Genomic DNA, 25409 nt, shown 5'->3' with positions numbered 1-25409 from the left:
ATTCTCCTTTTCTTTCTTTAATAGTTTTCTGCGTGAATTTCAAAATAGCTCTGGGGATGGTTGCAGGTGGGGCAAACCTCTGGAGCTTTCTCACCGATCACAATGTGACCGCAGTTGCGGCACTCCCATACCTTGACCTCACTCTTGGCAAAGACCTCTGCCATCTCCACATTGTGCAGCAGGGCACGGTAGCGCTCCTCATGGTGCTTCTCAATGGCGGCTACCAGGCGGAAACGCTGGGCCAGCTCATGAAAGCCTTCCTCATCGGCAGTTTTGGCAAAGCCATCGTACATATCCGTCCACTCGTAGTTCTCACCCTCAGCGGCGGAGAGAAGGTTTTCTGCGGTGTCGCCAATGCCGTTCAGTTCTTTGAACCACAGCTTGGCGTGTTCCTTCTCATTATCAGCGGTTTTGAGGAACAGTGCCGCGATCTGCTCAAAGCCTTCCTTCTTGGCCTTGGATGCAAAATAGGTGTACTTGTTGCGTGCCTCGGACTCACCGGCAAAGGCAGCCATCAGGTTTTTTTCGGTTTGAGTTCCTGCGTATTTCGTTTCTTTCATGGTGGATACTCCTTCCTGCTTTTCTGCTTTTATTGTAGCAAATCTATGATTTTATTCCGTGACGAAGTCACATTCCTTTTTATTTTAGACGATTTAATCTGTTCTTATCCCGCAGCGTGATTGCACCACGCTTCAGCTCCACCAGTCCGTCCTCCGAGAAGCTTTTGAGCATCCGTGCCACTGCCTCCCGTGCCGAGCTGATGTGCTGGGCGATCTGCTCATGGGTCATACGTATCGTGTCGGAGCCGGTACGTTCCGCTTCGGCAAAGAGAAATTCTGCCAGCCGCTGATCCAGCCCCTTGAACATGATCTGCTGCATCGCCCACATCACATCAGAAAACCGTTTCGTTGCCAGTTCATAGAGAAAACAGCGGACATGGAGATTTTTCTCCTTGAGTGCAGCAATGACATTTGCAGGGATAATCAGAACGTCCGTATCCATTCCGGCAGTCATTTGCGTATCAAAGGTGATCTGACTGATCACGCAGGAGGCGGAAAGCACGCATAGTTCGCCCGGATACAGGCGGAACAGCGTTACTTCCCGCCCCTCATCAGAGAGAAGATAGGTGCGGATCTCGCCGGAAAGAATAAACAGCATTCCGAGACATTCATTGTCGCTGCTGTGAACGAACGCACCCTTTTTATAATGACGGACAAAGGCACTTCGGCGTAGTGTGTCCATTTCGCGTTCGGTCAAGGATGACCAGAACGGAAGTTGTGTCAGTGTGCGTTCCATATCAATGGCAGCTATGCTTGCCGCAGCCGTGGTCACCGCAGGAGTGACCAGCCTCGCCGTGCTCATGATCATGGTGGTCACAGTGAACATTGGGATCGTAGCCCAGATTTCCGTTGAGCAATGCGCTCACCGCAGCATCAGCGTCCCCGCTGACACCGCCGTAGAGCTTGATGCCCGCTTCGGCCAGAGCTGCCTGCGCACCGCCGCCGATGCCTCCGCAAATCAAAGTGTCCACGCCGTTCTGCATCAGGAAGCCTGCCAGTGCGCCGTGACCGCTGCCGTTGGTGTCAACGACTTTCGCATGAGTGATTTTGCCGTCCACAGCTTCATAAAGCTTGAACTGCTCGGTGTGACCAAAATGCTGAAAGATTTGACCGTTTTCATAGGTAACTGCAATTTTCATAATGGAATCTCCTTTGCAAGTTTTGCCTAATTTTTCCATGTTGGTTCTCTGCATCCGGCAGCAACGGCCGCAGTGAGCTGCCTCCTGTCCTCCGCAGATGCGGTAGTTTCCCCCGGTGATGTGCAGCGGTTTCCCGTGGACAAGACACGCTGCGATCTTGCTCCGTGCGCTTTCGTAAATCTCCTGCACGGTAGAGCGAGAAATGTCCATTTGAGCGGCACACTGCTCGTGGGTTTGCTGCTCCAAGTCAACCAGCCGAATGACCTCGTATTCGTCCAGCGTCAGCAGGATCGGCTCGGTATTCTCGCACCCGTTGGGACAGAATGTATCGACCTGTGGTACGCCACAAATTTGACGGCACCGTGGCGGTCTTGGCATGGGAGCTTTCCTCCCTTTGTATTCGGTATATTCCGATTGTAGCACTTTGAGCAGAAAAAAGCAATTTTTTTCAAAAGCTGCTACATTTTCCGTCCTCATATGTGTGCCGGCTGATATTCGGAGTCGAATGCTACATGTGAGCCTTGTTCGTAATGCCCACCGATCATGACCGTAGCGGCAGTCACAGCATCCACATGAAAGCGTTCCCGGTAATGCTTGCATTTTCGTAAAAAAACGTTATAATTGAATCAGTTAAATCAAAGGAGGTATCAAATCATGAAATCACATAAATACTGGTCCTTAGGCGCACTTTTCTGTATGTTGGGATGCATTTATTCTGGAATCAAAAAATCTATGACTGCGCATAAATACTTTGCCTATTCTTCATTGCTTTGTATGGGTATGTCCATTTATTCCGGTCACAAACTGGTTTCTCCAAAGAAGAAAAAAATCACTAAACCAAATAATAGTGAGAATAGTTAAACAAAAAATTTCCTTTATTCATCAAAGACAAAGTTGCTGGAGAATTTTTTCTCCAGCAACTTTCTTCATATAGAAAACCACAAGCTATGCTTGTGGAAGAATAGAGCCGTAGCGTTGAAACGGTAGAAAAAGAACCTCCTTTTGCTATAATTAGAAGCGGGTAACGCCAACCGCATAGGGCCTTTGGTTCGGCCTACTTTTTGGAGCTGGGCCTCTCGTGCCAGCAGCTCGAACAGAATATCCCGGCCCTCTTCACCGACCCCGCGTGCGGCCATGTGCTGCGGGCGAAAGGCTTCGTACAGGACGAGAACGGCTGGGTGGAGCTGAACGCCACCGCCGACGGCCTGACGGCAAATGCTATCCCCAAGGGGCAGGAAGTGCTCATCGTGATCGGGGAGTGGCTGGAGAAAGAACGGATTGAGGTGAGATTAAAGGGGTAAGGCGGATCCCCCGTATATCGTTGTATCTTTCCATAAATAGTTTGTCTCCCGCCCAAAGTAGGCGTATAATAGGGGAAAAGAAACGCTAAAGGAGAATCCCCTATGAACGGCACCGCATTGCACAAACCGACTGCCCGGCGGGTGGTGGGCATGGTGGCGGGCATCGTCATCATCGCTCTTGGCATTGCGCTTTTCAAGCAGTCCCACCTCGGCAACGACTCCATCAGCGCCCTGAACATGCGGCTGGCGGAGCTGCTCGGCATCTCGCTGGGCACCCAGAACCTGTGCACGAACATCCTGTTTTTCCTGCTGGAATTCTGGTTCGGGCGCAAGTACATCGGCCTTGGCACCTTCGTCAACGGCATCTGCATCGGGTACATCGTCACGGCGTTCTATGACCCCATTCACGCCCACTTCGGCGACGCGCCGTCGCTGGCGGTGCAGTTGGCGTGGGTCATCGCGGCGGTGCTGGTCACGGCGCTGGGCGCTTCGCTCTACCAGACCGCCGACCTCGGCATCGCGCCCTACGATTACCTTTCCCTCGGTCTGCGGGACTACACACCCTGCCCGTACTTCGGGTGCCGCATCTTCACCGATGCGCTCAGCGCCCTGCTGTGCTGGCTGCTGGGTGGCCTTGTGGGCCTTGGCACCTTGATCTGTGCGTTCTGCCTTGGGCCCTTCATCCAGTTCTTCGATCGGACGTTCTCCCAGAAGGTGCTGCAATACAAACCGAACAATTGAGAAACCCCGCGGCGTCAAATCATACGCTGCGGGGGTCTTTTTTATTGCTGCCGTTAAGCAGAAAATGAAAATGAAGGAGATTTATCTTTCAAAATCGCCTGTGGATTGCTGCAAGCCCCTGCACACAGCTCCAAGCTCCGCACCCTTCTGCGGTGAGATCGTCTGTGCCGACATCGGCATCCGGGACGAATGGCACCCGGCAGGTCTTGCACAGCTTTAAACGCGGAATTTTGCCCTTACAAAAAAGCACTTTCCCTTATATTTGCATTGCAAATAAGGGAAAGTGCTTTTGTCTTGCTCACTATGAGGTTACGATCGCAAAGGATACGGTCAACTCCCAATAGCGAAAAGATAATACGACAGCCTTCACTTTTTCAGCACTACGCACTCATAGGGGCGCAGCGTGTCGGCGGTGTCGGGGTAGTTACCCAGCAGTTTCTCGGCATCGGTCCAGCCTACGGGCAGGGGCTTGGCAATTTCCCGCTCCCGCAGGTTGCAGAGAACCAGCAGCTCCGTCTCGCCGTCGTACCGGCGATAGGCTAACAAATCCGCGTTGTCGGGGTACAAGAACTCGATTTTTCCCGCACTGATGACCGGCATTTTCTTGCGCAGGGCCACCAGCGTTTTGTAAAAGCTGCGGATGGAATCCGGGGCGTCCATTTGGGCAGCGGCGTTGATGGCCTTGTAGTTGTCGGCAATGCCGATCCACGGCGTACCGGTGGTAAACCCGGCGTTCTCGCTCGCGTCCCACTGCATCGGGGTGCGGCTGTCGTCGCGGCTGCGCTGGGCGATAATGTCCAGCGTCTCGGCCTCGGTCTTGTCCTGCTCTCGCAGGATCCTGTAGTAGTTGAGGCTCTCGACGTCGCGGTATTGCTCGATTTTCGTGAAGTGCGGGTTCGTCATGCCCAGCTCCTCACCCTGATAAATGTACGGTGTGCCGCGCATAAAGTGGATGGCCGCCGCCAGCATCTCGGCGCTTTCCTTCCAGTAGGTCGTGTCGCTGCCAAAGCGGCTGACCGCACGGGGCTGGTCGTGGTTGCACCAGAACAGCGCATTCCAGCCGCCGTGGGCCTGCATCCCCTCCTGCCAGGTCTGGAACAGTTTCTTCATGGCGAGGTAATCAGGCTCCCTCAATTCCCACTTTTGCCCGTCCTTGTAGTCGACCTTCAGGTGGTGGAAATTGAAGCACATCGTCAGCTCGTGGTTGCCCTCAGCGGTGTAGCCGATGCAGTTTTCCAGCGTGGTGGAGGACATCTCCCCCACCGTGATCATGCCGTCGATGCCGCCCGCGGCGACCAGCTCCTTCAGGTACTTGTGGACGTTGCGGCCATCGGTGTAGAAGCGGCGGCCGTCGCCCTCAAAATCGTCCTCATAGACCTCCGGCTTGGAAATGACGTTGATGACGTCGAAACGGAAACCCTTGATGCCCTTCGCCTTCCAGAATCGCAGGATGTCGGCCATTTCCTCTCGCACGGCGGGGTTCTCCCAGTTCAGGTCGGCTTGCATCACATCGTACAGGTGCAGATACCACTTGCCGAGCCATGGTACATATTCCCACGCAGGGCCGCCGAATTTCGACACCCAGTTCGTCGGGCAGCAGTCGGGCGTGCCGTCCTTGAAGATGTAATAGTCCTGGTACTTTTTGTCGCCCGCCAGTGCTTTTTTGAACCACTCATGCTCGGTGGAGGTGTGGTTAAACACCATGTCCAGCATCAGGCCGATGCCGCGCCTGTCCGCCTCGCGGATAAGCTCCTCCAGATCCTCCATCGTGCCGTAGCGCGGGTCAACGGCACGGTAGTCGGCCACATCATAGCCGTTGTCGCGCTGGGGCGAGGGGAAGAACGGCGTCAGCCAGAGATAGTCAACGCCCAGGTCGGCGAGGTAGTCCAGTTTCGCGGTGACACCCTTCAAATCGCCGAAGCCGTCACCGTTCGAATCCATGAAGGATTTCGGGTAAATTTGGTAGACAACTTTATCTTTAAAATCATTCATGGTACACACCTCACAAAATCAGGCAACGCCTTTTTTCCTGCCGACGATGACGGTCAGTACAAAGGGGACGACGATGGCAATGGCCATGCACAGCGCAAAGCTGAGCATATAGGCGGGCTGGATTGACAAAATACCAGGGATGCCGCCGACACCGATGGCGTTGGCCGTGGTGGAAGTTGCCACACAGACGACCGCTGCGATGGCAGATCCAATCATGCCGCAGATAAACGGGAAGTGGAATTTCAGATTGACACCGAACATGGCAGGCTCCGTAACGCCCAGATAGCAGGAGATGCAGGAGGGAACGTTGACTTCCTGTGCGGCAGCATTCTTGCGCTGCAGGTAGATCATGCCCAGCACGGCGGAGCCCTGTGCAATGTTGGAAAGGGCGATCATCGGCCACAGCATGGTGCCGCCAAAATCGGCGATCAGCTGCATATCAATGGCATTGGACATGTGATGCAGGCCGGTGATGACCAGCGGGGCATAAACAAAACCGAAAATTGCGCCAAAGACCACGCGGAAGGAGCCGGAAATGCCGGCGTAGACGATGTCAGAAATGAAGGTGCCGATCTTCCAGCCGATGGGGCCAAGGACAGTGTGGGCGATGATGACGGACAGCACCAGCGAGCAGAAGGGCACCACGATCATGGAAATGACCGCCGGGCAGATCTTGCGGAAGAAGCGTTCCAAGTACACCAGCGTGAACGCGGCCAGCATGGCGGGAATGACCTGCGCCTGATAGCCGATCATGTTGATGGTGAAGAAGCCAAAATCCCATTTCGGGATATCTGCCGCCGCAGTAGAAGCCACGGCGTAAGCGTTGAGCAGCTGGCCGGAAACCAGCGTCAGGCCGAGGACGATGCCCAGGCTTTGGGTCGTGCCCATTTTCTTTGTGACAGACCAGCAGATGCAGACCGGCAGCATATGGAAGATGGCTTCGCCAATCAGCCACAGGAAACTGTCTACGCCGGACCAGAACTGGCTGATGTTGCAAAGCGTCTGGGTGCCGTTATTAAAAAAGTAGATGCTGTCAATGCAGTTGCGGAAGCCGAGAATCAAACCGCCGGTGATGATGGCGGGAATCAACGGGGCAAAAATCTCCGCAAGCACGCTCATGACCTTCTGCAATGCGTTCTGGTTCTGCTTGGCCGCGCTCTTGACAGCTTCCTTCGAGACACCGTCGATGCCGGAGACGGCAATAAAGTCATTGTAGAAATCGCTGACCGTATTGCCGATGATGACCTGGAACTGGCCCGCCTGGGTGAAAGTGCCCTTGGCGGATTTCAGTGCCTCGATCTTGGCAACGTCCGCCTTGGCGGGATCATTCAGCACAAAACGCATCCTGGATACACAGTGCGAAACTGCCGCGATGTTCTCTTTGCCGCCAACGTACTCAAGCAGCAGCCTTGCGTCTTCTTGGTATTTTCCCATGACTCATTTCTCCTTTATCTTTTTGATGATTCGTTCAACTTGTTCATACAAGTTTTTGTTTGCGGTTTCAGTATAGTTAACTTGTTCAGACAAGTCAAGCGGATTTACAAAAAATCATGTTCTGTTTGAAAATTTTCAGCATTTCGGACAAGAGAATGCCTTGAAATTCAGGCGCAATCACGGTATACTAAAACAAATGTTTGAACAAGTTGAGGTAAACAGCCATGCCAAAAGCAAAATATGAAGGAATTTACCGCAGTATCAAAAAACGGATCGAAGCGCAGGACTATCCTTACCAGTCCCTGCTTCCCAGTGAAAATACGCTGATTGCAGAATACGACTGCTCCCGCAACACAGTTCGACGCGCATTGGCGGAGCTGATCGCCGACGGCTATGTGCAGTCCATGCAGGGACGTGGCGTGCGGGTCATCTACCAGCCGGTGGGAAAGACGACCTTTACCATCGGTGGAATCGAGACGTTTCAAGAAACCGCCCGCCGCAATCGTCTGCAAGCCGTTACCCGCGTCATTCGGTTTGAGACCATCATCGCAACGGAGCAGTTTGCCGAGGAAAGCGGATTTTCTGAGGGCGATGAATTGTGGGCGGTACAGCGTGTGCGTTATCTGGACGGAAAAGCACTGATTCTGGACATCAACTACTTTTTAAAGGAATTTGTACCCGGACTGACAGCGGAAATCGCATCCCATTCCATCTATGATTTTATTGAAAACGTGCTTGGAATGCAGATCATCACCAGCAAACGGCGCATCACGGTGGAACACGCAACTGCCCGTGATGAAAAGCTGCTGGATATGGACGGCTATGATTGCGTGGCAGTGGTGGTAAACCAGACCTTCAACTCGGACGGGATGCTGTTCGAGTACACCCAGTCCCGCCACCAACCGGACTATTTCTGCTTTCAGGACATTGCCACGCGGAAAAAGTGAGCAGCAGACACCCGGCGCAGGGGGATCCACCTGGGATTTTGCGCTGGGCCGGGGCTCCGGCAAAATGGGTTTTAGGGTGTCCCTGAATCAGAATCTGTTTTATAGATGCAATGCTTGCTAACCATCGCTTACGCTCTGGTTACCCCCTTCGGGGGCTTTGTACTGCTGACAGGGTGCGGCTGCGCTTGGCAATGTACAGGGGATAGGATAGCAATTCCTGACCGTATCTTTTTGTTAATGACTATTTCGTTTATATACACAAACCGAGTCAAAAGCCGTTTTGCAGAACACTTTACCGGGAGAGTTGACAAACCCGCCGTTTTTGCGTATTATAATAGGAACAAGGGGGTCGTGTGCCCCTTTGGCAAAAAGCGAACAGCCTTGACGAGGAGAGTACGCCCCGCCTGCGCCTGACAGAAAGCCCGAAGGATGGAACCGGGCAGGTGAGCACGGGGTGGAAGATGGCCTCTGAGCTGTGGGGGTGAAGCGGCACGCCGCCAAGCCCCCGCCGGGTGCGCCCGTTACCGCGCAGAGGCCGGGTCCATCCCGGCACGCAAGGCCATGCCCGCAAGGGCGCGGCGAAGCAAGGTGGTACCACGGAAGTTCAGCTCCCGTCCTTGTCCGGTGCATTCCGGCAGGACGGGAGCTTTTTTGTGACACAGCCACAACAGAAAGGAAGAATCATCCCCCATGAGCGAACACAACACATTCTACATCACGACCCCCATCTACTACCCCAGCGACAAGCTGCACATCGGCCACAGCTACACCACCGTGGCCTGCGATGCGCTGGCCCGCTTCAAGCGGATGCAGGGCAAGGAAGTCATGTTCCTGACCGGCACCGATGAGCATGGCCAGAAGATCCAGGACAAGGCCGCCGATGCAGGCGTGACCCCCAAGGAGTACGTTGACCGGATCGTTGCTACCGTCAAGGATCTGTGGAAGCTGCTGGATGTCAGCTACGACCGCTTCATCCGCACCACCGATGACTACCATGTGGAGACCTGCCAGAAGATCTTCACCCAGCTGTATGAGCAGGGCGATATCTACAAGGGCGAGTACATCGGCCACTACTGCAAGCCCTGCGAGAGCTTCTGGACCGACAGCCAGCTGGTGGACGGCAAATGCCCCGACTGCGGCCGCGAGGTCTATGATGCCCACGAGGAGGCTTACTTCTTCAAGACCGGCAAGTATGCCGACCGCCTGCTGAAGTATTACGAGGAGAATCCCCAGTTCATCCAGCCCGAGAGCCGGAAGAACGAGATGATCGCCTTTATCAAGCAGGGCCTGCAGGACACCTGTGTTTCCCGCACCTCTGTCAAGTGGGGCATCCCCGTTCCCTTTGACCCCAAGCACACCATGTATGTCTGGGTCGATGCGCTGAGCAACTATATCTCTGCGCTGGGCTACGGCAACGAGTCCTACCACGATTACAACAAGTTCTGGCCTGCTGACCTGCACATGGTGGGCAAGGAGATCCTGCGCTTCCACACCATCCTGTGGCCCGCCATGCTGATGGCTCTGGATCTGCCGCTGCCCAAGCGCGTGTTTGGCCACGGCTGGCTGCTGATGAACGGCGGCAAGATGTCCAAGTCCGTGGGCAACGTTGTGGACCCCGTGGTCCTATGCGACCGCTACGGCGTGGACTCCATCCGCTACTTCCTGCTGCGTGAGATCCCCTTTGGCAACGACGGCATGTTCACCAACGAGGCCCTGATCAACCGCATCAACAGCGACCTGGCCAACGACCTGGGCAACCTGCTCAGCCGCACCGTTGCCATGTGCGAGAAGTACTTCGGCGGCACGGTCCACAAGGCCGCTGGCACCGAGGCCATCGACACGGAGCTGGAGACCATGGTCAATGAGCTGCTGGGCAAGGTCACTGCCGATATGGACAACCTGACCATCCCCCAGGCCCTGATGGAGATCTTTGCCGTGATCCAGCGCGCCAACAAGTATATCGACGAGACCGCTCCCTGGGCTCTGGCCAAGGACGAGGCCAACAAGGCCCGTCTGGAGAGCGTGCTCTACCACCTGTGCGAGGCACTGCGTGTGGCAGGCATCCTGCTGAACGCTTACCTGCCCTCCACCGCTCCCAAGATGATGGATCAGCTGGGCCTGTCCACTGCCGACATCGACCTGAGCAAGGCTGCTTACGGCGTGCAGGAGACCTACACCGTCCACAAGGGCGATGCCCTGTTCCCCCGCATTGACGTGGCCAAGGAGATCGCCCACCTGAAGGAAGAGGACGAAAAGCGCAAGGCCGCTGCCGAAGCTGCCAACAAGGCCAAGGCCGAAGCCGAAAAGGCTGCTGCCGCCCCCGCCGCTGAGGAGAGCACCGTTGATTTTACCCACGAGGAAGAGATCGACTTTGACACCTTCTGCAAGGTGGAGCTGCGCGTGGCCGAGGTGCGCGCCTGCGAGAACCTGAAAGAGAGCAAGAAGCTGCTCCACCTGACCGTGTTTGATGGCGAGCGTGAGCGCTGCATCCTGTCCGGCATTGCCAAGTGGTTCAAGCCGGAGGATCTGATCGGCAAGAAGATCGGCATCGTCTGCAATCTGGCCCCCCGCCCCATGCTGAAGGGCAAGTATGTCAGCGAGGGCATGATCTTTGCTGCCGACACCGCTGACGGCGGCTGCTCCATCGCCTTCTACGGCGACAACACCCCCGTTGGCAGCCGCATCCACTGAGCCATGGAGACACAGCTGAGCCGCGCCGAAAAGCTGGACCGGCTTTTCGGCACACCGGCCTTTGCCGTTATCATTGCCATTTTCTGCAACGCCATGTGGGGTTCGGCTTTCCCTTTCATCAAGCTGGGCTACCGGCTTTTTGCCATCGACACCGCTGACACGGCCTCCATTCTCTGCTTTGCAGGGGTGCGGTTCATGCTGGGCAGTGTGCTGGTACTGGGCGGCAGCCTGCTGCTGGAGGGCAGGCTGCCCGCCATGCCCAAAGGGAAGATCCTGGCCGAATGCTGTGCATTGGGCCTGTGGCAGACCACAGCGCAGTATGCCTTTTTCTACAGCGCTGTTGCCCTGCTCACCGGTGCCTTTGGGGGCATCCTGAACAGCACCCAGAGCTTTCTGGGGGTCATCTTCGCCCATTTCCTTTACGGCAGGGCTGACCGCATGACCCCGGCCAAGGCGCTGGGCTGCGGCATCGGCTTTGCGGGCGTTCTCATCGCCACGTTGGGCAACCACGGCGGCGGCAGCGCCCGGGGTGTAGCCTATATGCTCATTGCCACCGTCCTCTTCACGCTGGCAGGCCCCTGGAACAAATCCGTCACCCGCCGGGCAGACAGCTTTGCCGTCTGCTTTGTGAACCTGTTCGTGGGCGGTGCAGCCCTGTTCCTGCTGGGCGCTGTTCTGGGCGGACGGCTGGAACACTGGTCTGTGCTCAGCGTGCTGGACCTGCTGGCGCTGGCCTTCATCTGCGGCGCGGGCTACATCGTCTGGGCCCTGCTGATGAAGAACAACCCCGTCAGCCGGATCGCCATCTTCGGGTTCGTGAACCCGGTGGTGAACGTCCTGCTCAGTGCCCTCATCAATGGGGAGCCGCTGTTCCGGTGGCAGTATCTGGGGGCGCTGGTGCTGGTCTGCATCGGCATCTGGTTGGTAAACAAGGCCCCCGCCAAAAAGGAGCGTGCCCGGTAATATGGAATACCCCATCTTTGACACCCACGCCCATTACAGCGCCCGCGCCTTTGACGCGGACCGCTTTGCCCTGCTGGACAGCCTGCCCGGCAAAGGGGTGGTGGGCGTGTGCGAGCAGGCCACCCATTCGGGCGATGCACCCAAGGTGCTGGAGCTGGCCCACAAATATCCCTGGGTGTACGCCGCTGTCGGCATCCATCCGGAGAGCCTGCTGGCCCCGGAGGATTGCGGTGAGGAAGGCCCCACCCCTACTGTTTCGGTATACGGCGGCGACTGGGCCGCAGAGATGCGTGCCCTTGCCCCCTATTACGAGGACCCCAAGGTGGTGGCTGTGGGGGAGTGCGGCCTGGATTACCACTGGCCCGTGCCCAAGGATGCCCAGCTGGCGCTGTTTGAGGCCGAGATCCGGCTGGCACTGGAACTGGACAAGCCCATCATCGTGCACGACCGCAGCGCCCACGCCGATGTCTACGCCCTGCTGAAAAAGTACCGGCCCAAGGGCATCGTCCACTGCTATTCCGGCAGCGCTGATGACGCGCTCTGGCTGGCAGAGCAGGGGCTCTACATTGGCTTTGGCGGGGCCTGCACCTTCAAGGGTGCCAAGCGGGCCGCCAAGGCCATTGCCGCCCTGCCGCTGGAACGCATCGTCCTGGAAACCGACTGCCCCTATATGGCCCCGGAACCTGTCCGCGGCACCCGCTGCGACAGTTCCCTCATCCGCTATGTAGGCGAGTATATCGCCAGCGTCAAGGGTGAGGAACCGGAGCAGGTGTTCCGGCAGACGGTGGAGAATGCCTGCCAGGTATATAACCTCTCCGTCTGAAACCGTCAGCAGCCGTGCACAGAGAGCAGGGCCTATCCGTTATCTACAAAAGCATTAAGCTTCTGTATAAATCAAGTAACAAACTACAAATTGTCAATTAAGGAGATATCACTTATGAAAGCTCGTATTCCGCAGCACCGTGAATTCATCATCAACTTCCCCGACACTGTTGACAATGCCAAGGCCAACGAGGGCTGGGCAAAGCTGCAGCAGATCGTGGAGGACTACAAGAAGGACCACAACGGTGCTTCCGTCTACGCACCCAGCTTCATCGAGGACTGCGAGCCTGCCGTCAAGAAACTGCAGGAAGAGTATGGTTTCGAGTACACCGTTGAGTATGTGAAGTAAGTTCTGAGTTTTCAGTATATTGCATTAAAAAGAGCAGAGCGTTCCAGCCAGCTGGCTGGAGCGCTCTGCTCTTTGTTTTATTCCAGGTACTGCGGCAAATTCCATGAGCCGCGCAGTACACGGTGGATCTCTACCACCTTGACGTTCTCATTGACATGGTAAAACACCAGATACTGGTCTGCCACCAGCTTGCGGTAGGTCGGGTCAAGGGCATAGACTTCACACATCCGTGGGGTATCCCCCAGCTTTGTGATCTTTTCCTGCATTTCTTTCAGCACACGGCGGGCCGTTTGGGGGTAGAAGCCGGACAAATACCGGGCAATGTCATTCAAGTCCTGTACAGCAAGGGGCAGGTATTTGATCTTATACGTCATACTGTTCGTGGAGCGTCTCCCATACGCTTTCATGCTCTGTCCACTGCGTGTTGGGGTCTGCCGCCTGCTGTTTTGCCTTGGCAAGCTCCTCGGCAACATACCGCTGGTGCATGAACTCCTCGTACTTGGCGTAGTCCTCAATGTTGATGAGGACGGATTCCCCACGACCATGATTTGTGATAATAACATGATTGTGGTCTTTCAACATCTCTGAAATTTCAGCGTAGTGGTTGCGCAGATCACGGGATGGGCGAACAAATGTCTGCATCATAAGTGACACCTCCTGTCAAAAGCATTGTATCACATTATGACTACATATACAAGGATCATTACAATCGTTTTATTTCAGCTCCATATTGATGGACTTTTCCGTAAAGCCATAGTTCCGGTACATCTCATACGCCTTTTTATTTCTGGCGTTCACCTGCAGTTCAATGGTGTCGCATCCCTTTTCTGCTTTGAGCTGCTTCACCTTATCAAAGAACTGGTGCCCGATGCCCTTCCCGCGATACGCCTCATCCACCGCCATGGTACTGACGAACAAAACATCCTTTGTTACCTGCGCCGGGCCTTCCACATGGCGCTTGAACACTTCCAGAACACCAACAACGATGCCGTCCGTCTCGGCAATATACCAGCTGTCCCCTTTCAGGAGTTCGCCAAACAGTTCCTTTGTGATCAACGGGCTGGCCGGTTTGTAGACATCCGGCCGCCACTCGACATGCATCTGCTGCACCTGATCCATAATAGCAGAAAAGCGGTCATAATCCTGCATTTGCGGGGTACGGATCGTTATTTTCATCTCGTTTTCTCCTTGTTGTATCAAAAATACCCTGTCTGACACGGTTTCAGGTCCAGACAGGGCATTTTGAGTTTCTTTTCAGTTGCCCGCTTCCACCTTGCTCAGCAGGATGCGGTCATTGTCCAGGGCCTTGCCGGCGTTCTCGCGGAATTTTTCCAGCAGGTCGTCCACGGTCATCTTCCTGCGCTCCTCGCCCTTGACATCGAACACGATGCGGCCGCCGTCCATCATCAGGGTGCGGTTGCCCAGTTCGAGGGCCTGATGCATGTTGTGGGTGACCATCAGGCAGGTGATCTTTTTCTCGGCCACGATGCTCTTGGTCAGTTCCAGCACTTTCTCCGCCGTGGCAGGGTCCAGGGCTGCGGTGTGCTCGTCCAGCAGCAGGAGCTTGGGGGTAACGAGGGTGGCCATGAGCAGGGTCAGCGCCTGCCGCTGGCCGCCCGAGAGCAGGCCCACCGGCTGCTTCATCCGGTCCTCAAGGCCCATGTTCAGCAGGGCAAGTTTTTCCCGGAACAGCTCCTTATCCTTGCGGGAGATGCGGGAGAAGATGGCGTGAGGGGCGGTTCCTGCCCGGAGATAGGCCAGCGCAAGGTTTTCCTCAATGGTCATGTTGGGGGCCGTGCCCTTGAGGGGGTCCTGGAACAGGTGGCCGATGACCTTGCTGCGCTCGTACTCGGGCGCAAAAGTAATGTCCTGCCCGCCCAGCACGATGCTGCCCTCGTCGGCAATGAAACCGCCGGTGATGGCGTTGAACATGGTGGATTTGCCCGCGCCGTTGGAGCCCACGATGGTGGCAAAGTCGCCTGCCTCCATGTGCAGGCTCACACCGTTCAGGGCCACTTTTTCGTTGACGGTGCCGGGGTTAAAGGTCTTGTGCAGGTTGTTCAGCTCCAGCATTTCCATCTCAGTGCACCTCCTTCCGGGCATTGTGCTTGCGCTGCTCAAAGGCAAACTTTGCCCGGATGGCGGGCATCGAGATGGCCACAGCCACGATGAGGGCGCTCACCAGTTTCATGGCGGCGGCGGGCACATTGAAGCGCAGGGCCACGGCCACGATAAAGCGATACAGGCAGCTGCCAAACACCACGCCCAGCACCCGGCGCACCATGGTGCGCTTGCCCACCAGCGTTTCGCCGATGATAAGGGAAGCCAGCGCGATGGTCACCATGCCGGTGCCCACGTTGATGTCGCTGCTCTTCTGGTACTGGGCCAGCAGGCCGCCGGAAAGGGCGGTCAGCGCGCCCGAGATGCACAGGCCCACTGTGATGGTGAAGGCCGGGTTGATGCTGGAGGCCCGCACCATGGCGGCGTTGTCGCCGGTGGCGCGGATGGAAAGGCCCAGCCGGGTGCCCAGGAAACCCACCATGGCGGCACAGGCGAGTACAATGACCGCCGCCGCGATGACCAGCTTATACCAGCCGCCCGTAAAGGCCAGTGCGGATTTTGCCAGCGAGAATACCGTATCGGTCTTGACCAGGGACATCGTGGACGAAAAGCCCATGACCGCCAGATTGATGGTATACAGGCCGGTGTTCACGATGATGCCTGCCATGATGCTCTCAACGCCCAGACGTGTCTGCAAAAAGGCGGTGACAAAGCCCGAACACACACCCGCTGCCATGGCCGCGAACAGGGCCAGGATGGGGTGGCCTGTCAGCGCCACCTGGCAGGCCACAGCACAGCCAAGGGTGAAGCAGCCATCGGTAGACAGATCGGCAATGTTCAGGATCGAATAGCTCAGAAACAGCGCCAGCGCCACCAGACCGTAAATGCAGCCCAGCTCCAGCGCCGTCTGGATCACGTTGAGCGAAAAGATACTCGCCAGCATGGTTGATGTACTCCTTTTTAGAAATTCTCCTGCGTGGTCACTACCACAATTTCGGTGCAATAGGGCTTGAAGGCTTCCTTGACGGTGTCGAGGTCAAGGCCCAGTGCCTCACAGCTCTCAGTATTGATGGTGACGATGCCATTGTCGAAGCTCTGGTAGGGCAGGTCTGCGGGGGTCTTGCCGCCGCAGAGCAGCTCTACCACCATATCGGCGGTGGCCTCGCCCAGCTGGACGTAATCCACGCCGTAGCCCACAAAAGCACCGTTCAAAGCAAAGCTGTCCGCACCGGTGAAGTGCTGGATCCCTGCCTCCAGGAAGGTCTCATAGATGGACAGCTCGGCGGTCATCACGGTGTTGTCGGTGGGGGTGAACACTGCCTTGACACCGGCGGCCACAAGGGCCTCGGCAGCCATCTGCACCTCAGCCGTGGTGGTACCGTTCTTTTCAATGTACTTGATGCCCCTGCTGTCGCAGAACGCCTTGGCATCGGCGATGGCCTGGGTGGAGGAATCCTCGCTCAGGTCGTACAGCAGGCCGATGGTGTCGATGTCGGGGTTGATTGCAGTGATGAGGTTCATAATGGCCTCGGTGTTCAGGGCATCGGAGGTGCCGGTGATGCCCTCTTCCCCGTCAAACCCGGCGGAAACAGGGTCGGTGACGGCAGAGTAGACCACAGGGATGTCGGTATCCTCCACAGCGGCCAGCATGGTGGCGGCAGTGGGGGTGGCCACGGCCACAATGACATCCACCCCGTCGGCCACCAGGTCTGCACCGATCTGGTTCAGGTTGGACTGGTCAGCCTGGGCGTTGGCGTAGTAATCGGCATAGTCGAAGGTCACGCCCTTCTCCGCGCCCACCTTATCCAGGCGGCTCTCAACAGAGGCCACGATCTGGTTCAGGGAAGCATGATCCACATAGTTGACGATGCCCACCTTAAAGGTCTGGCCTGCTTCAGAAGCGGCGGCAGCGGAACCGGCAGCGCTGGAAGCGGTGCTGGATGCTGCGGCAGAAGAGCCGGAGGAGCCGCAGCCGGTCAGGCCCAGTGCGGATACGACAGCGGCTGCGGCGGTAGCCTTCAGGAAGCTGCGGCGGGAGATCATGTTCATGGTTTTCATAGCGGTTGCTCCTTTCCCGGAGCGGGCGGCCCAAAAAATAAAACCCGCTCCACCTGCGGAACGGGTAAAATAAAAACGGCCCCGTCCCTGTGTGTTCATCCACAAGGACAGAGTCGAGAAATTCGAATCTGCGGTGCCACCTTGCTTGCTCCGCTCGTCTTCCCACCATGGAAAACTGCAGGAGCCCCTCAACGGAGAGCCAACACTCCCCTGCCCTGTAACGGAGGCTTCCGTCCCAAGCTACTAAAGGCACTGCCCTGTTCGCCCGGCCCTCGGCGGCCCACGAACTCTGCCCCGCTCTCTGCCCGTTTTCACCATTCGGGCTCACTGTAAGTACGCTTGCAGGTTCTCTTCCGCCTCATCGGTTTGTTGATTGCATTATACGCTTTATTTTCATAAAGTCAAGAGGGAATTTTTCATTTTTTCGGCCGCAAAGATGAAATGCTTCTTGGATGTTCCGCAGCAGCCCTCCTGCCCGGATCTCCACGGTGCGGCCCGGGCAGCTCTGCCGGGGCAAAAGAAACCTTCTTCCTGCCATAGGTCATACTTTCTCTCCGCTCCGGGACGCATTTCCACTTTCAGTATCCCCGTTGCTGCGCACAAAGTTCGCAGTTTCTGCCACGGATTCCACACTATTTTTATCCTTTTCCCAAGTTTTGCCCTAAATTCTCTTCAAAGGGCTTGACAGAAAAATGTTTTTTGCGATAAACTAATCCTATGAAATATTTTCGTTGTATCCAACGATGTCAAACATGCAACTCGGAGAGGACACTACCACCATGTCGATGACCCTGAATCCCGTCAACGAAGCCGCTTTTCAGAAAGCTGTACAGTCTCTGGAGACCCTGAACCGGGCCGCCGTGTTCCATCCCACCGGCACCGGCAAAAGCTGTATTGCCTGGAAGGTGGTGGAGGCTCACCCCCAGACCACCTTTTTCTGGCTGGTGGCCGGTGCACAGCGTCTGGCCCTGCGGCAGGCAGAGCTGACACGCTACAACGGCGGCACCCTGCCCGGCAATGTCCGCTTCTGTGATTGCGAAAAGCTGGCCGCCGCCACCCCGGAGCAGTGGGTGCGGCTGGGGGAGCAGAAACCCGGCTGCGTCGTGCTGGACTGCTACCATGAGCTGAGCGCCGTGTGTTGGGCACAGTCGGTGCAGAAGCTGCTGCGGATGTGCCCCCAGGCAAAGGTGCTGGGGCTGGGTGTGCCCAACGGTGCCCCCGTCTGCGCCGCCGCGCAGGAGCTGTTTGCCGACTGCATCGTCTCCCACATGACTGTGGCCGAGGCCATGGCCGCCGGGACCATGCCGGTGCCCTCAGCCTATGCGGCCCTGCTCTGGCCGCAGGAGGAGGAGCTGGCCACCCTGCGCGCCCGGATCAAAAACCTGTGTATGCCCAAGGGCGACACCTCCCTGCGCGTTCAATATGAAGAGCTGAGCTGGTCTCTGCGTCAGGTGGAGAACCTGAGCGTTCTGCTGCCCCGCCTGCTCAGCGATACCAGCGGCCATTATCTGGTCCTGTTTGAATCCGCCGCCTATCAGGAAAAGCTGGGCACGGAGCTGGAACAGCTGCTGCGCACTGTGGACCCTGCTGTCCGCTTTTACGCCGCGGATCACGCCTGCTTTGCGGATTCTGCCGCCGTGGAGACCTTCCTCTCCGATACAGCCCCCGGCCCCAAGGTCCTGCTCTGCGTCAACGCGCCGGGAGTCCAGCAGCCGCTGGAGGGGCTGGCCGGGGTCATTCTGGTGCGCCAGTCCAGCCTGATGTCCACCTTCAAGCAGATGCTCTGCCGCGCGCTGGTGGCTGCAGGCAGCCGCAGCGTGCCGGTGTTTGACCTTGTGGCGCAGTTCGAGGGACTGGGCAACGGCCGTACCCTGCAGCGTGACTGCACCGAGGCCATGACCAGAGCCGGCAGCAAAACGCCGGGCTTCCGGCAGGAGCGCCCCATGCAGCAGACCTACCGCCTGTACGGCAAGCTGCGCCGGGAGATGGAAGCCCGCTGGGAGGTGCTGTGCCAGGCCGCCGCCGCTGCCGCTGCCAAAGAGGGCACCTTGGAGCTGCCCCGGAGCTATACCATCCACAGCGGCGTGCCTGTGGGCAAGTGGCTCGAGCTCCAGCGGCAGGTACAGGCCGGGCAGCGCCCGGGCCGCCTGACGGCTGAGCAGGCCGCCAAGCTGGAAAAGCTGGGCATCCGCTGGAACCACCGGCTGGAAGCCGCCTGGGAAAAAGGCTTTGCCTCCGCGCAGAAATACCGCACCGAGCACGGCGACCTGCTGGTGCCGGTGCGCTACCGCGATAAAAATGATTTTGCACTGGGCGAATGGATCGTCTACAACCGCCAGCGCTATCTGGGCGGCAACCTGACCCAGAACCGCATCGAGCGGCTGGAAGCCATCGGCATGGTGTGGAGCACCTCCAACGACCTGTGGGAGCAGAACTATGCCGCCGCCACCCAGTATTATCTGGAGCACGGTGATCTGGAAGTGCCCATCAAGTACGAAACGTCCTCCGGCTTCGGTCTGGGGGTCTGGCTGGGGGCCCAGCGCGCCGCTCACAAGGCAGGCGAGCTGCCACAGGAGCAGGTGGAGCGGCTGGACGCTCTGGGCATGGACTGGACCAACCGCAACGACCGCAAGTGGATGTCCCTGTACGATGTTGCCGCCGCCTACTACCATGAGCACGGCAACCTGAACGTCCCCTCGGAGTATGTCACGCCGGACGGAGTGCTGCTGGGCAAGTGGGTGGCACGCCAGCGCTATGCCTACCTGAACCCGGACCGCTCCAGCGCCCGGGTCACCCCTGAACGCAAGGCCCTGCTGGACAAGCTGGGCATGGTGTGGGAAAAGTACGACCCCTGGCAGGAGCGCTATGATCTGGCTCTGGCCTACAAGACAGAGCACGGTGATCTGGAGATTCCCTCTGTCTACAAGACCGCCGACGGCGTTTGGCTGGGCAGCTGGGTCAACCGCCAGCGGCAGACCCTGAACTCCGGCAGCAGCGCCCTGAGCAGTGAGCGCCGCAAGCTGCTGCGCACCCTGTTCAAGGGCGAGCGCCGCCCCAGTGATCCCGCCGCTGACCACGGCACCGTGCGCGAGGCCAACTGGGAGCGGAACTTCCGCAGTGCCGCCCGTTATGCCCGCAAATACAAACACCTGCTGGTCCCCGCCAGCTATGTGGACAGCGATGGTGTCCGGCTGGGCGTGTGGATCTCCAACCTGCGTGCAGCCCGCAAGAACCGCCCTGATTCCTATCAGGTCACGCCCGCCCACATCAAAAAGCTGAACAGCATCGGCATGGTGTGGGATGCCCGGGATGCCAAGTGGGGAACTGCCTATCAGCAGGCAAAGGCCTACTACAAGGCCCACGGCAACCTCCACGCCGCCGCCAACTACAAATCCGACGAAACCGGCTTCTGCCTGGGCGACTGGCTCCGCCGGATGCGGGAGTGGGATACCATCCACGACCCCAAGCTCACCCCTGAGCGCCGCGCAATGCTGGATAAGATCGGGATGGAGTGGAGCGAATAAGAGAAAAAAGCCACCGGTTTTTGCCGGTGGCTTTTCTGATACAGATTACAGCTGATCCAGCTCCTGCTGCAGCTGGGCCAGCGCATTGCGGATGGGCAGATGCTGGGGGCAGGCCGCCTCGCACTTGCCGCAGCGGACGCAGTGGCTGGCCTTTTCGGCATCGGGGAAGCGGGCTTCCCACTGGTGCTTGATGGCCTCGGGCTGGCCGAACATCCCCAGCTTGTTCCAGATGCTGAAGTTGTCCGGGATGTCCACCCCCATGGGGCAGGGCATACAGTACCGGCAGCCGGTGCAGCCGATCTTGATGCGGCTGTGCAGGAAGGCGGCGGTCTGCTCCACCGCGGCGGTCTCGGCTGCGGTCAGCGGCTCAAAGCGGGCAAAGGTGGCCAGGTTATCCGTGAGCTGATCCTCGGCACTCATGCCCGAGAGGATGACATGGACGTTCCGATGGCTGCCCACCCAGCGCAGAGCCCAGGAGGCATCCGAGGCCTCGGGCCGCAGGGCCTTGAGGGGTGCTTCGGCCTCCGGGGGCAGGTTGGCCAGTGTGCCGCCCTTGATGGGCTCCATGATGATGAGGGGGATGTTCAGCTCCTCGGTCAACTGATAGCCGCGGTCACCCGAGATCTCCTCGGCACGGTCATCGGTGTCCAGATAATTATACTGCAGCTGGCAGAAATCCCAGGGCTGATCCCGCAGGATGTGCTCAAGGCCCACCGCGTTGTCGTGGCAGGAGAAGCCGAAGCTGCGGATGCGGCCCAGCTTTTTCTGCTCCCACAGCCAGTCCACGATGCCCATTTCCTTGGCCCGGTCGTACCGGGCGGCGTGCAGGGAGTGCAGCAGGTAGAAGTCGATGTATTCCACGCCCAGCCGCCGGAGCTGCTCTTCAAAGATATGCTGGGCCTCCTCCAGGCTCCCGCACTGCCACAGCGGCATCTTGGTGGCCAGATAAAAGCTCTCCCGGGGCCACTTTGCAATGACCCTGCCCACAAAGGGCTCGCTCTGGCCGCCGTGGTAGGGGTAAGCGGTGTCAAAATAGTTCACGCCTGCATCCCGCGCAGCGTTCAGCAGCGCTTCGGCCCGGGGCTCGTCAATGGCTCCCTCCGGTGTGGTGGGAAACCGCATACAGCCGTAGCCCAGCAGGGAGGTGCGGATGCTCTCCCCTGCGCCGTTCTGCTTTTTCCATGCTCTGTATTCCATCTCTTTTGTGCAGCTGGCTGCCGTGTTCCAGCCGCTCCTCCTTTTGTCCCCAGTATACCGGAAAAATCCCGCGCTGACAAGAAAGATGTCCCGCTTCTTGTTCTGCCGCCGGAAATATGGTATACTTATAATCCAAATTTTATCATGTTATCAACTAAATCAGATAGCGCTAAGGAGTATCATGGAACCTTTCAACACCCCTTTGAAGATCAGGGAGATCTCCCTGCCCCACCGGGCAGTGTTCGGCCCCATGGCGGGCTTTACCGATGCCCCGGCCCGGCGGCTGATGGCCCAGCACGGAGCCGGTTTTACCGTCAGTGAGATGGTGTCCAGCCGGGCGCTGGTATACGGCGACCACAAAACCGTCAGCCTGCTCAAGGCCGAGCCCAACGGTGCCCCCTACGGCGTGCAGATCTTTGGCGAAGTGCCCGAGATCATGGGCCAGGCCGCTGCCGCCGTGGAACAGTACGCGTTCGATTTTCTGGACATCAACATGGGCTGTCCTGCCCCCAAGATCGTCTCGGGCGGGGCAGGCAGCAAGCTGATGCTTGACCCCGACCGCTGCGGCCGTATTGTGGAGGAAGTGGTCAAAAACACCTCCCGCCCCGTCACCGTGAAGATGCGCAAGGGCTGGGACGCGGAGCACGTCACGGCCGTGGAATGCGCCCAAGCCTGTGAGCAGGCGGGCGCGGTGCTCATCGCCGTCCACGCCCGCACCCGGGAGCAGATGTACACCCCGGGCATCGACCCGTCCATCATTGCGGCGGTGAAGGATGCCGTCCACGTTCCCGTGCTGGGCAACGGCGATATCCGCACCGCCGAGGATGCTGTGCGGATGGTGGAGGAGACCGGCTGCGACGGCGTGATGATCGCCCGGGCTGCTCTGGGCGACCCCTGGCTCTTTGAGCGGGTGAACGCCGCGCTGGAGGGCCTGCCCGCCCCCAAGGAGCCGAACCTGCAGGCCCGGATGAACGCCCTGCGCCGGCAGGTGGAGGAGATGGTGGAGCAGAAGGGCGAGTTCGTTGCCATGCCCCAGGCCCGGGCCCAGACCATGCACTACATGAAGGGCCTGAAAGGGGCCGCCAGCCTGCGGCGCTACTGCTGTGAGCTGAGCCGCCTCTCTGACCTCGACACCCTCATCGACGCGGTGTTCGAGCAGCAGCGCAGGGCCGCGCAGGACCCCGATGACACCCGCGAGGTGCCGTTCCCGTAAGCGGGAAATTTCCGATACTGAAAAGAGGACTGACGCATGACTGCATTTCATTCTTCGCCCCGGATGCTGGGGCAGAAGCAGGACAAGTTCTGGCTCACCGTGGGGCTCTGCGCCCTGACAGCCGCCCTCATCTTCCTGCCGTTCTATCTGCTGGACGGCGGCTTTTTCCACTATGCAGGCGATTTCAACAGCCAGCAGATCAGCTTTTACCGCTACATGAACGGCTTTCTCAAGGGGGCAGGCTACCCCGCCGGATACGGAGGCGTGAAGAATACCTTTTCCTGGGCAACTGACCTGGGCAGCGGAACCATGAACGCCTATTCGTTCTACCTGTACGGCTCCCCCTTCTTCTGGTTTTCCCTGCTCTTCCCGCAGAACTGGCTCCCCTACCTCATGGTGCCGCTGCTGGTGCTCAAGTTCGCGGTGGCGGGCGGCGGCGCGTATCTGTACCTGCGCCGCTACGTCAAAGACCCGAACTTTGCGGTGCTGGGTGCGGCCCTCTACGCCTTTTCGGGCTGGGGGCTGTACAACATCTTCTTCAACCACTTCATTGATGTGCTGGCCCTCTTCCCCTGGATGCTCTGGGCACTGGATGAGACCATTTACGAGCACCGCCACGGATGGTTCGCCTTCTGGGTGGCGGTGAACCTGCTCAACAACTACTTCTTCTTTGTGGGGCAGGTGCTCTTCCTTGTCATCTACTTCGTCTGCAAGCTCTCCGCCGGGGAGTTTCGGCTCACGCGCCGCCTCTTCGGTCAGCTGGCCTTTGAGAGCCTGCTGGGCGTGGCACTGGGCTTTGTGGTGCTCTGGCCCACTGTCCTCAGCGTGCTGCAGAACCCGCGCACCATCGATCTTTCCTCCGGCTGGGGCTTTCTGACCTATTCCAAGCCCCAGCAGTATCTGGCCATCCTGCTGAGCTGGGTGCTGCCCCCGGATTCCCCTTATATGACCTCCATCTGGTCTGAGGGCATCATCAAATGGACCAGCATGACAGCCTATCTGCCCCTGTGCAGTCTGGCCGGGGTGGTCGCCTACTGGCGCTCCCGGCAGGGCGACAGCAAAAAGCGGATCATTGCCGTCTGTATGGTGTTCGCGCTGGTTCCCATCCTGAACAGCGCGTTCTACGCCCTCAATTCCAGCTACTATGCCCGGTGGTTCTATATGCCGGTGCTCATCCTTGCGGCCATGACGGTGAGCGCATGGGAGGACCCCAGCCTCGACCTCGCCCGCCCCGCCCGGAGCATTGCCTTTGTGATGATCGCCACGCTGGCCTTTGCACTGGTGCCCGTGCAGGATGCCACCACCAAGGAGTGGAGCCTGGGCGTGCTGCAGAATCCGGGCCAGTACTGTGCAGTGCTTGCCTTTGGTCTGGGCGGTCTGGCCGTCTACCATTGCATCTGCAGGCGCTGGCAGCAGCGCAGGGTCTTTGCCCGCCGCCTGCTGGCCGGTGTGCTGGCGTTCAGCTGCCTGTTCGGCATCGTCCACATCGGCATTGGCAAGTTCGGCCAGTGGAACACCGACAGTGACCTTGTGGAGCAGTATATCAACGCGCTGGCCCTGAAGGAGGATCTGCCCGAGGGTGACTGGCGCATTGACACCTACAAGACCCACGACAATCTGGGCCTGTGGCTGGACAAGAGCTGCCTGCAGTATTTCGGCAGCACCGCCGCTCCCAGCATCCTCAGCTTCTATCCGGCACTGGGGGTCAAGCGGGATGTGCGCAGTCAGCCCGAGCTCTCCAACTACGCCCTGCGCGGCCTGCTCAGCGTCAGATACCTGCTGACCACGCTCGCGCATCAGGAGCAGTTCCACGCCGAGGCCGATGAGGGCTGGACGTATTACGATACCCTGGACGGCTATGTTCTCTACGAGAACCAGAACTATGTTCCCATGGGCTTCACCTACGATTACTATCTCACCGAGACCCAGTATGAGGATACCGTAACTCCCACCCGCTCCAACCTGCTCATGCGGGCACTGGTTCTCACCGAGGAGGATGCCTTGGCCTACGGGCAGTACCTCACGCCCCTGCCCACGGCAGAGCTCAACGACCTGACCTACACCCGCTACACTCAGGACTGCGCCGACCGCCGGGCCTCTGCCTGCACCGCCTTTGAGATGACCAGCGCAGGCTTCCACGCTGAAGCCACGCTGGACAGGGCCAATCTGATGTTCTTCTCCGTGCCCTACGATGACGGCTTTACGGCCTATGTGGACGGGCAGGAGACCGAGATCCTGCGGGTGGACGAGGGCCTGATGGCCGTCCTCTGCCCCGCCGGAACGGTCACCATCGACTTTGTCTATCAGCCGGACGGCATCCGCCTGAGCCGAACCGTCACCCTTGCCGCCCTGCCCGTGTTCCTGCTCTACGCCGGGCACTTTGCCTGGGACGAAAAGAAAAGACGGAAGCATTAAAA

24 protein-coding genes are annotated in these 25409 nt (G+C 58.3%); 12 read left to right on the top strand and 12 right to left on the bottom strand.

Annotation, left to right across the window (positions count from 1 at the left end):
* Positions 1-17: 17 nt before the first annotated feature.
* From rbr to ACKXGA_RS13770, 3 genes are all read right to left on the bottom strand, one after another.
* A complete protein-coding gene (gene rbr, locus ACKXGA_RS13780) occupies positions 18-560 on the bottom strand; it encodes a rubrerythrin (RefSeq protein WP_117506262.1) in 543 nt (180 codons plus the stop codon).
* A 79-nt stretch (positions 561-639) separates the two neighbouring features.
* A complete protein-coding gene (locus ACKXGA_RS13775; RefSeq protein WP_268889851.1) occupies positions 640-1242 on the bottom strand; it encodes a Crp/Fnr family transcriptional regulator in 603 nt (200 codons plus the stop codon).
* Between the two features lie 55 nt (positions 1243-1297).
* On the bottom strand, positions 1298-2077 hold the full coding sequence (locus ACKXGA_RS13770) for a DUF134 domain-containing protein (protein ID WP_097771468.1): 780 nt from the start codon (positions 2075-2077) through the stop codon (positions 1298-1300).
* A gap of 276 nt (positions 2078-2353) precedes the next feature.
* On the opposite strand from ACKXGA_RS13770, the gene ACKXGA_RS13765 reads away from it, so the two are divergent.
* From ACKXGA_RS13765 to ACKXGA_RS13750, 4 genes are all read left to right on the top strand, one after another.
* Positions 2354-2560 (top strand): DUF6219 family protein, encoded by a 207-nt coding sequence (locus tag ACKXGA_RS13765; RefSeq protein ID WP_097771469.1) that lies wholly within the window; start codon positions 2354-2356, stop codon positions 2558-2560.
* 200 nt (positions 2561-2760) lie between these two features.
* A complete protein-coding gene (locus ACKXGA_RS13760; RefSeq protein WP_117476258.1) occupies positions 2761-3000 on the top strand; it encodes a hypothetical protein in 240 nt (79 codons plus the stop codon).
* Positions 3001-3102: 102 nt separating this feature from the next.
* A complete protein-coding gene (locus ACKXGA_RS13755; RefSeq protein ID WP_117533898.1) occupies positions 3103-3741 on the top strand; it encodes a YczE/YyaS/YitT family protein in 639 nt (212 codons plus the stop codon).
* Between the two features lie 70 nt (positions 3742-3811).
* Entirely contained in the window at positions 3812-3961 is a 150-nt protein-coding gene (locus ACKXGA_RS13750) for a hypothetical protein (protein WP_423729718.1), read from the top strand.
* A gap of 146 nt (positions 3962-4107) precedes the next feature.
* On the opposite strand, the gene treC is transcribed toward ACKXGA_RS13750, so the two are convergent.
* Complete coding sequence (gene treC, locus ACKXGA_RS13745) at positions 4108-5733, bottom strand: alpha,alpha-phosphotrehalase (protein WP_117533560.1); 1626 nt, start codon at positions 5731-5733, stop codon at positions 4108-4110.
* A gap of 18 nt (positions 5734-5751) precedes the next feature.
* A complete protein-coding gene (treP, locus tag ACKXGA_RS13740; protein WP_423729717.1) occupies positions 5752-7167 on the bottom strand; it encodes a PTS system trehalose-specific EIIBC component in 1416 nt (471 codons plus the stop codon).
* Positions 7168-7391: 224 nt separating this feature from the next.
* Between treP and treR the strand changes: the two genes are divergently transcribed.
* The 5 genes from treR (at position 7392) to ACKXGA_RS13715 (ending at position 12939) form a co-directional block, all read left to right on the top strand.
* Positions 7392-8114, top strand: coding sequence for a trehalose operon repressor (treR, locus tag ACKXGA_RS13735; protein WP_423729716.1), 723 nt, complete (start codon positions 7392-7394; stop codon positions 8112-8114).
* 690 nt (positions 8115-8804) lie between these two features.
* Entirely contained in the window at positions 8805-10805 is a 2001-nt protein-coding gene (gene metG / locus ACKXGA_RS13730) for a methionine--tRNA ligase (RefSeq protein ID WP_423729715.1), read from the top strand.
* A gap of 3 nt (positions 10806-10808) precedes the next feature.
* Positions 10809-11768, top strand: a complete 960-nt coding sequence (locus tag ACKXGA_RS13725) for a DMT family transporter (RefSeq protein ID WP_423729714.1) — start codon at positions 10809-10811, stop codon at positions 11766-11768.
* A gap of 1 nt (position 11769) precedes the next feature.
* On the top strand, positions 11770-12591 hold the full coding sequence (locus ACKXGA_RS13720) for a TatD family hydrolase (protein ID WP_423729713.1): 822 nt from the start codon (positions 11770-11772) through the stop codon (positions 12589-12591).
* A gap of 114 nt (positions 12592-12705) precedes the next feature.
* A complete protein-coding gene (locus ACKXGA_RS13715; protein ID WP_005933001.1) occupies positions 12706-12939 on the top strand; it encodes a hypothetical protein in 234 nt (77 codons plus the stop codon).
* A 77-nt stretch (positions 12940-13016) separates the two neighbouring features.
* Here ACKXGA_RS13715 and ACKXGA_RS13710 read toward each other — a convergent pair whose 3' ends face one another.
* The 6 genes from ACKXGA_RS13710 to ACKXGA_RS13685 form a co-directional block, all read right to left on the bottom strand.
* Positions 13017-13313: a type II toxin-antitoxin system RelE/ParE family toxin gene (locus tag ACKXGA_RS13710; protein ID WP_156059672.1), complete on the bottom strand. Its 297-nt coding sequence runs from the start codon at positions 13311-13313 to the stop codon at positions 13017-13019.
* Positions 13303-13584 carry a type II toxin-antitoxin system prevent-host-death family antitoxin gene (locus ACKXGA_RS13705; protein WP_097770882.1) on the bottom strand — a complete coding sequence of 94 codons (282 nt, stop codon included), beginning with the start codon at positions 13582-13584 and terminating at the stop codon, positions 13303-13305. The genes ACKXGA_RS13710 and ACKXGA_RS13705 overlap by 11 nt, the downstream gene beginning before the upstream one ends.
* 69 nt (positions 13585-13653) lie before the next feature.
* Complete coding sequence (locus tag ACKXGA_RS13700) at positions 13654-14115, bottom strand: GNAT family N-acetyltransferase (RefSeq protein ID WP_373099008.1); 462 nt, start codon at positions 14113-14115, stop codon at positions 13654-13656.
* A 78-nt stretch (positions 14116-14193) separates the two neighbouring features.
* Positions 14194-15012: an ABC transporter ATP-binding protein gene (locus ACKXGA_RS13695; protein WP_304999669.1), complete on the bottom strand. Its 819-nt coding sequence runs from the start codon at positions 15010-15012 to the stop codon at positions 14194-14196.
* A 7-nt stretch (positions 15013-15019) separates the two neighbouring features.
* Positions 15020-15943, bottom strand: a complete 924-nt coding sequence (locus ACKXGA_RS13690; protein WP_156061928.1) for an ABC transporter permease — start codon at positions 15941-15943, stop codon at positions 15020-15022.
* A 17-nt stretch (positions 15944-15960) separates the two neighbouring features.
* Positions 15961-17058: an ABC transporter substrate-binding protein gene (locus tag ACKXGA_RS13685; RefSeq protein ID WP_423729712.1), complete on the bottom strand. Its 1098-nt coding sequence runs from the start codon at positions 17056-17058 to the stop codon at positions 15961-15963.
* Positions 17059-17810: 752 nt separating this feature from the next.
* On the opposite strand from ACKXGA_RS13685, the gene ACKXGA_RS13680 reads away from it, so the two are divergent.
* On the top strand, positions 17811-20582 hold the full coding sequence (locus ACKXGA_RS13680) for a Helicase associated domain protein (RefSeq protein ID WP_423729711.1): 2772 nt from the start codon (positions 17811-17813) through the stop codon (positions 20580-20582).
* Positions 20583-20627: 45 nt separating this feature from the next.
* On the opposite strand, the gene ACKXGA_RS13675 is transcribed toward ACKXGA_RS13680, so the two are convergent.
* A complete protein-coding gene (locus ACKXGA_RS13675; protein ID WP_423729710.1) occupies positions 20628-21779 on the bottom strand; it encodes an aldo/keto reductase in 1152 nt (383 codons plus the stop codon).
* A 181-nt stretch (positions 21780-21960) separates the two neighbouring features.
* Here ACKXGA_RS13675 and dusB point away from each other — a divergent pair, with 181 nt between their 5' ends.
* Positions 21961-22992 carry a tRNA dihydrouridine synthase DusB gene (dusB, locus tag ACKXGA_RS13670; RefSeq protein WP_423729709.1) on the top strand — a complete coding sequence of 344 codons (1032 nt, stop codon included), beginning with the start codon at positions 21961-21963 and terminating at the stop codon, positions 22990-22992.
* Positions 22993-23028: 36 nt separating this feature from the next.
* A complete protein-coding gene (locus tag ACKXGA_RS13665; RefSeq protein ID WP_423729708.1) occupies positions 23029-25407 on the top strand; it encodes a YfhO family protein in 2379 nt (792 codons plus the stop codon).
* Positions 25408-25409: the final 2 nt, after the last annotated feature.

Origin of the sequence: Faecalibacterium hominis (ex Afrizal et al. 2022), from assembly GCF_049545105.1 — a bacterium.
GTDB lineage: Bacteria > Bacillota > Clostridia > Oscillospirales > Ruminococcaceae > Faecalibacterium > Faecalibacterium duncaniae.
This window is presented reverse-complemented; position numbering and strand designations above follow the sequence as displayed.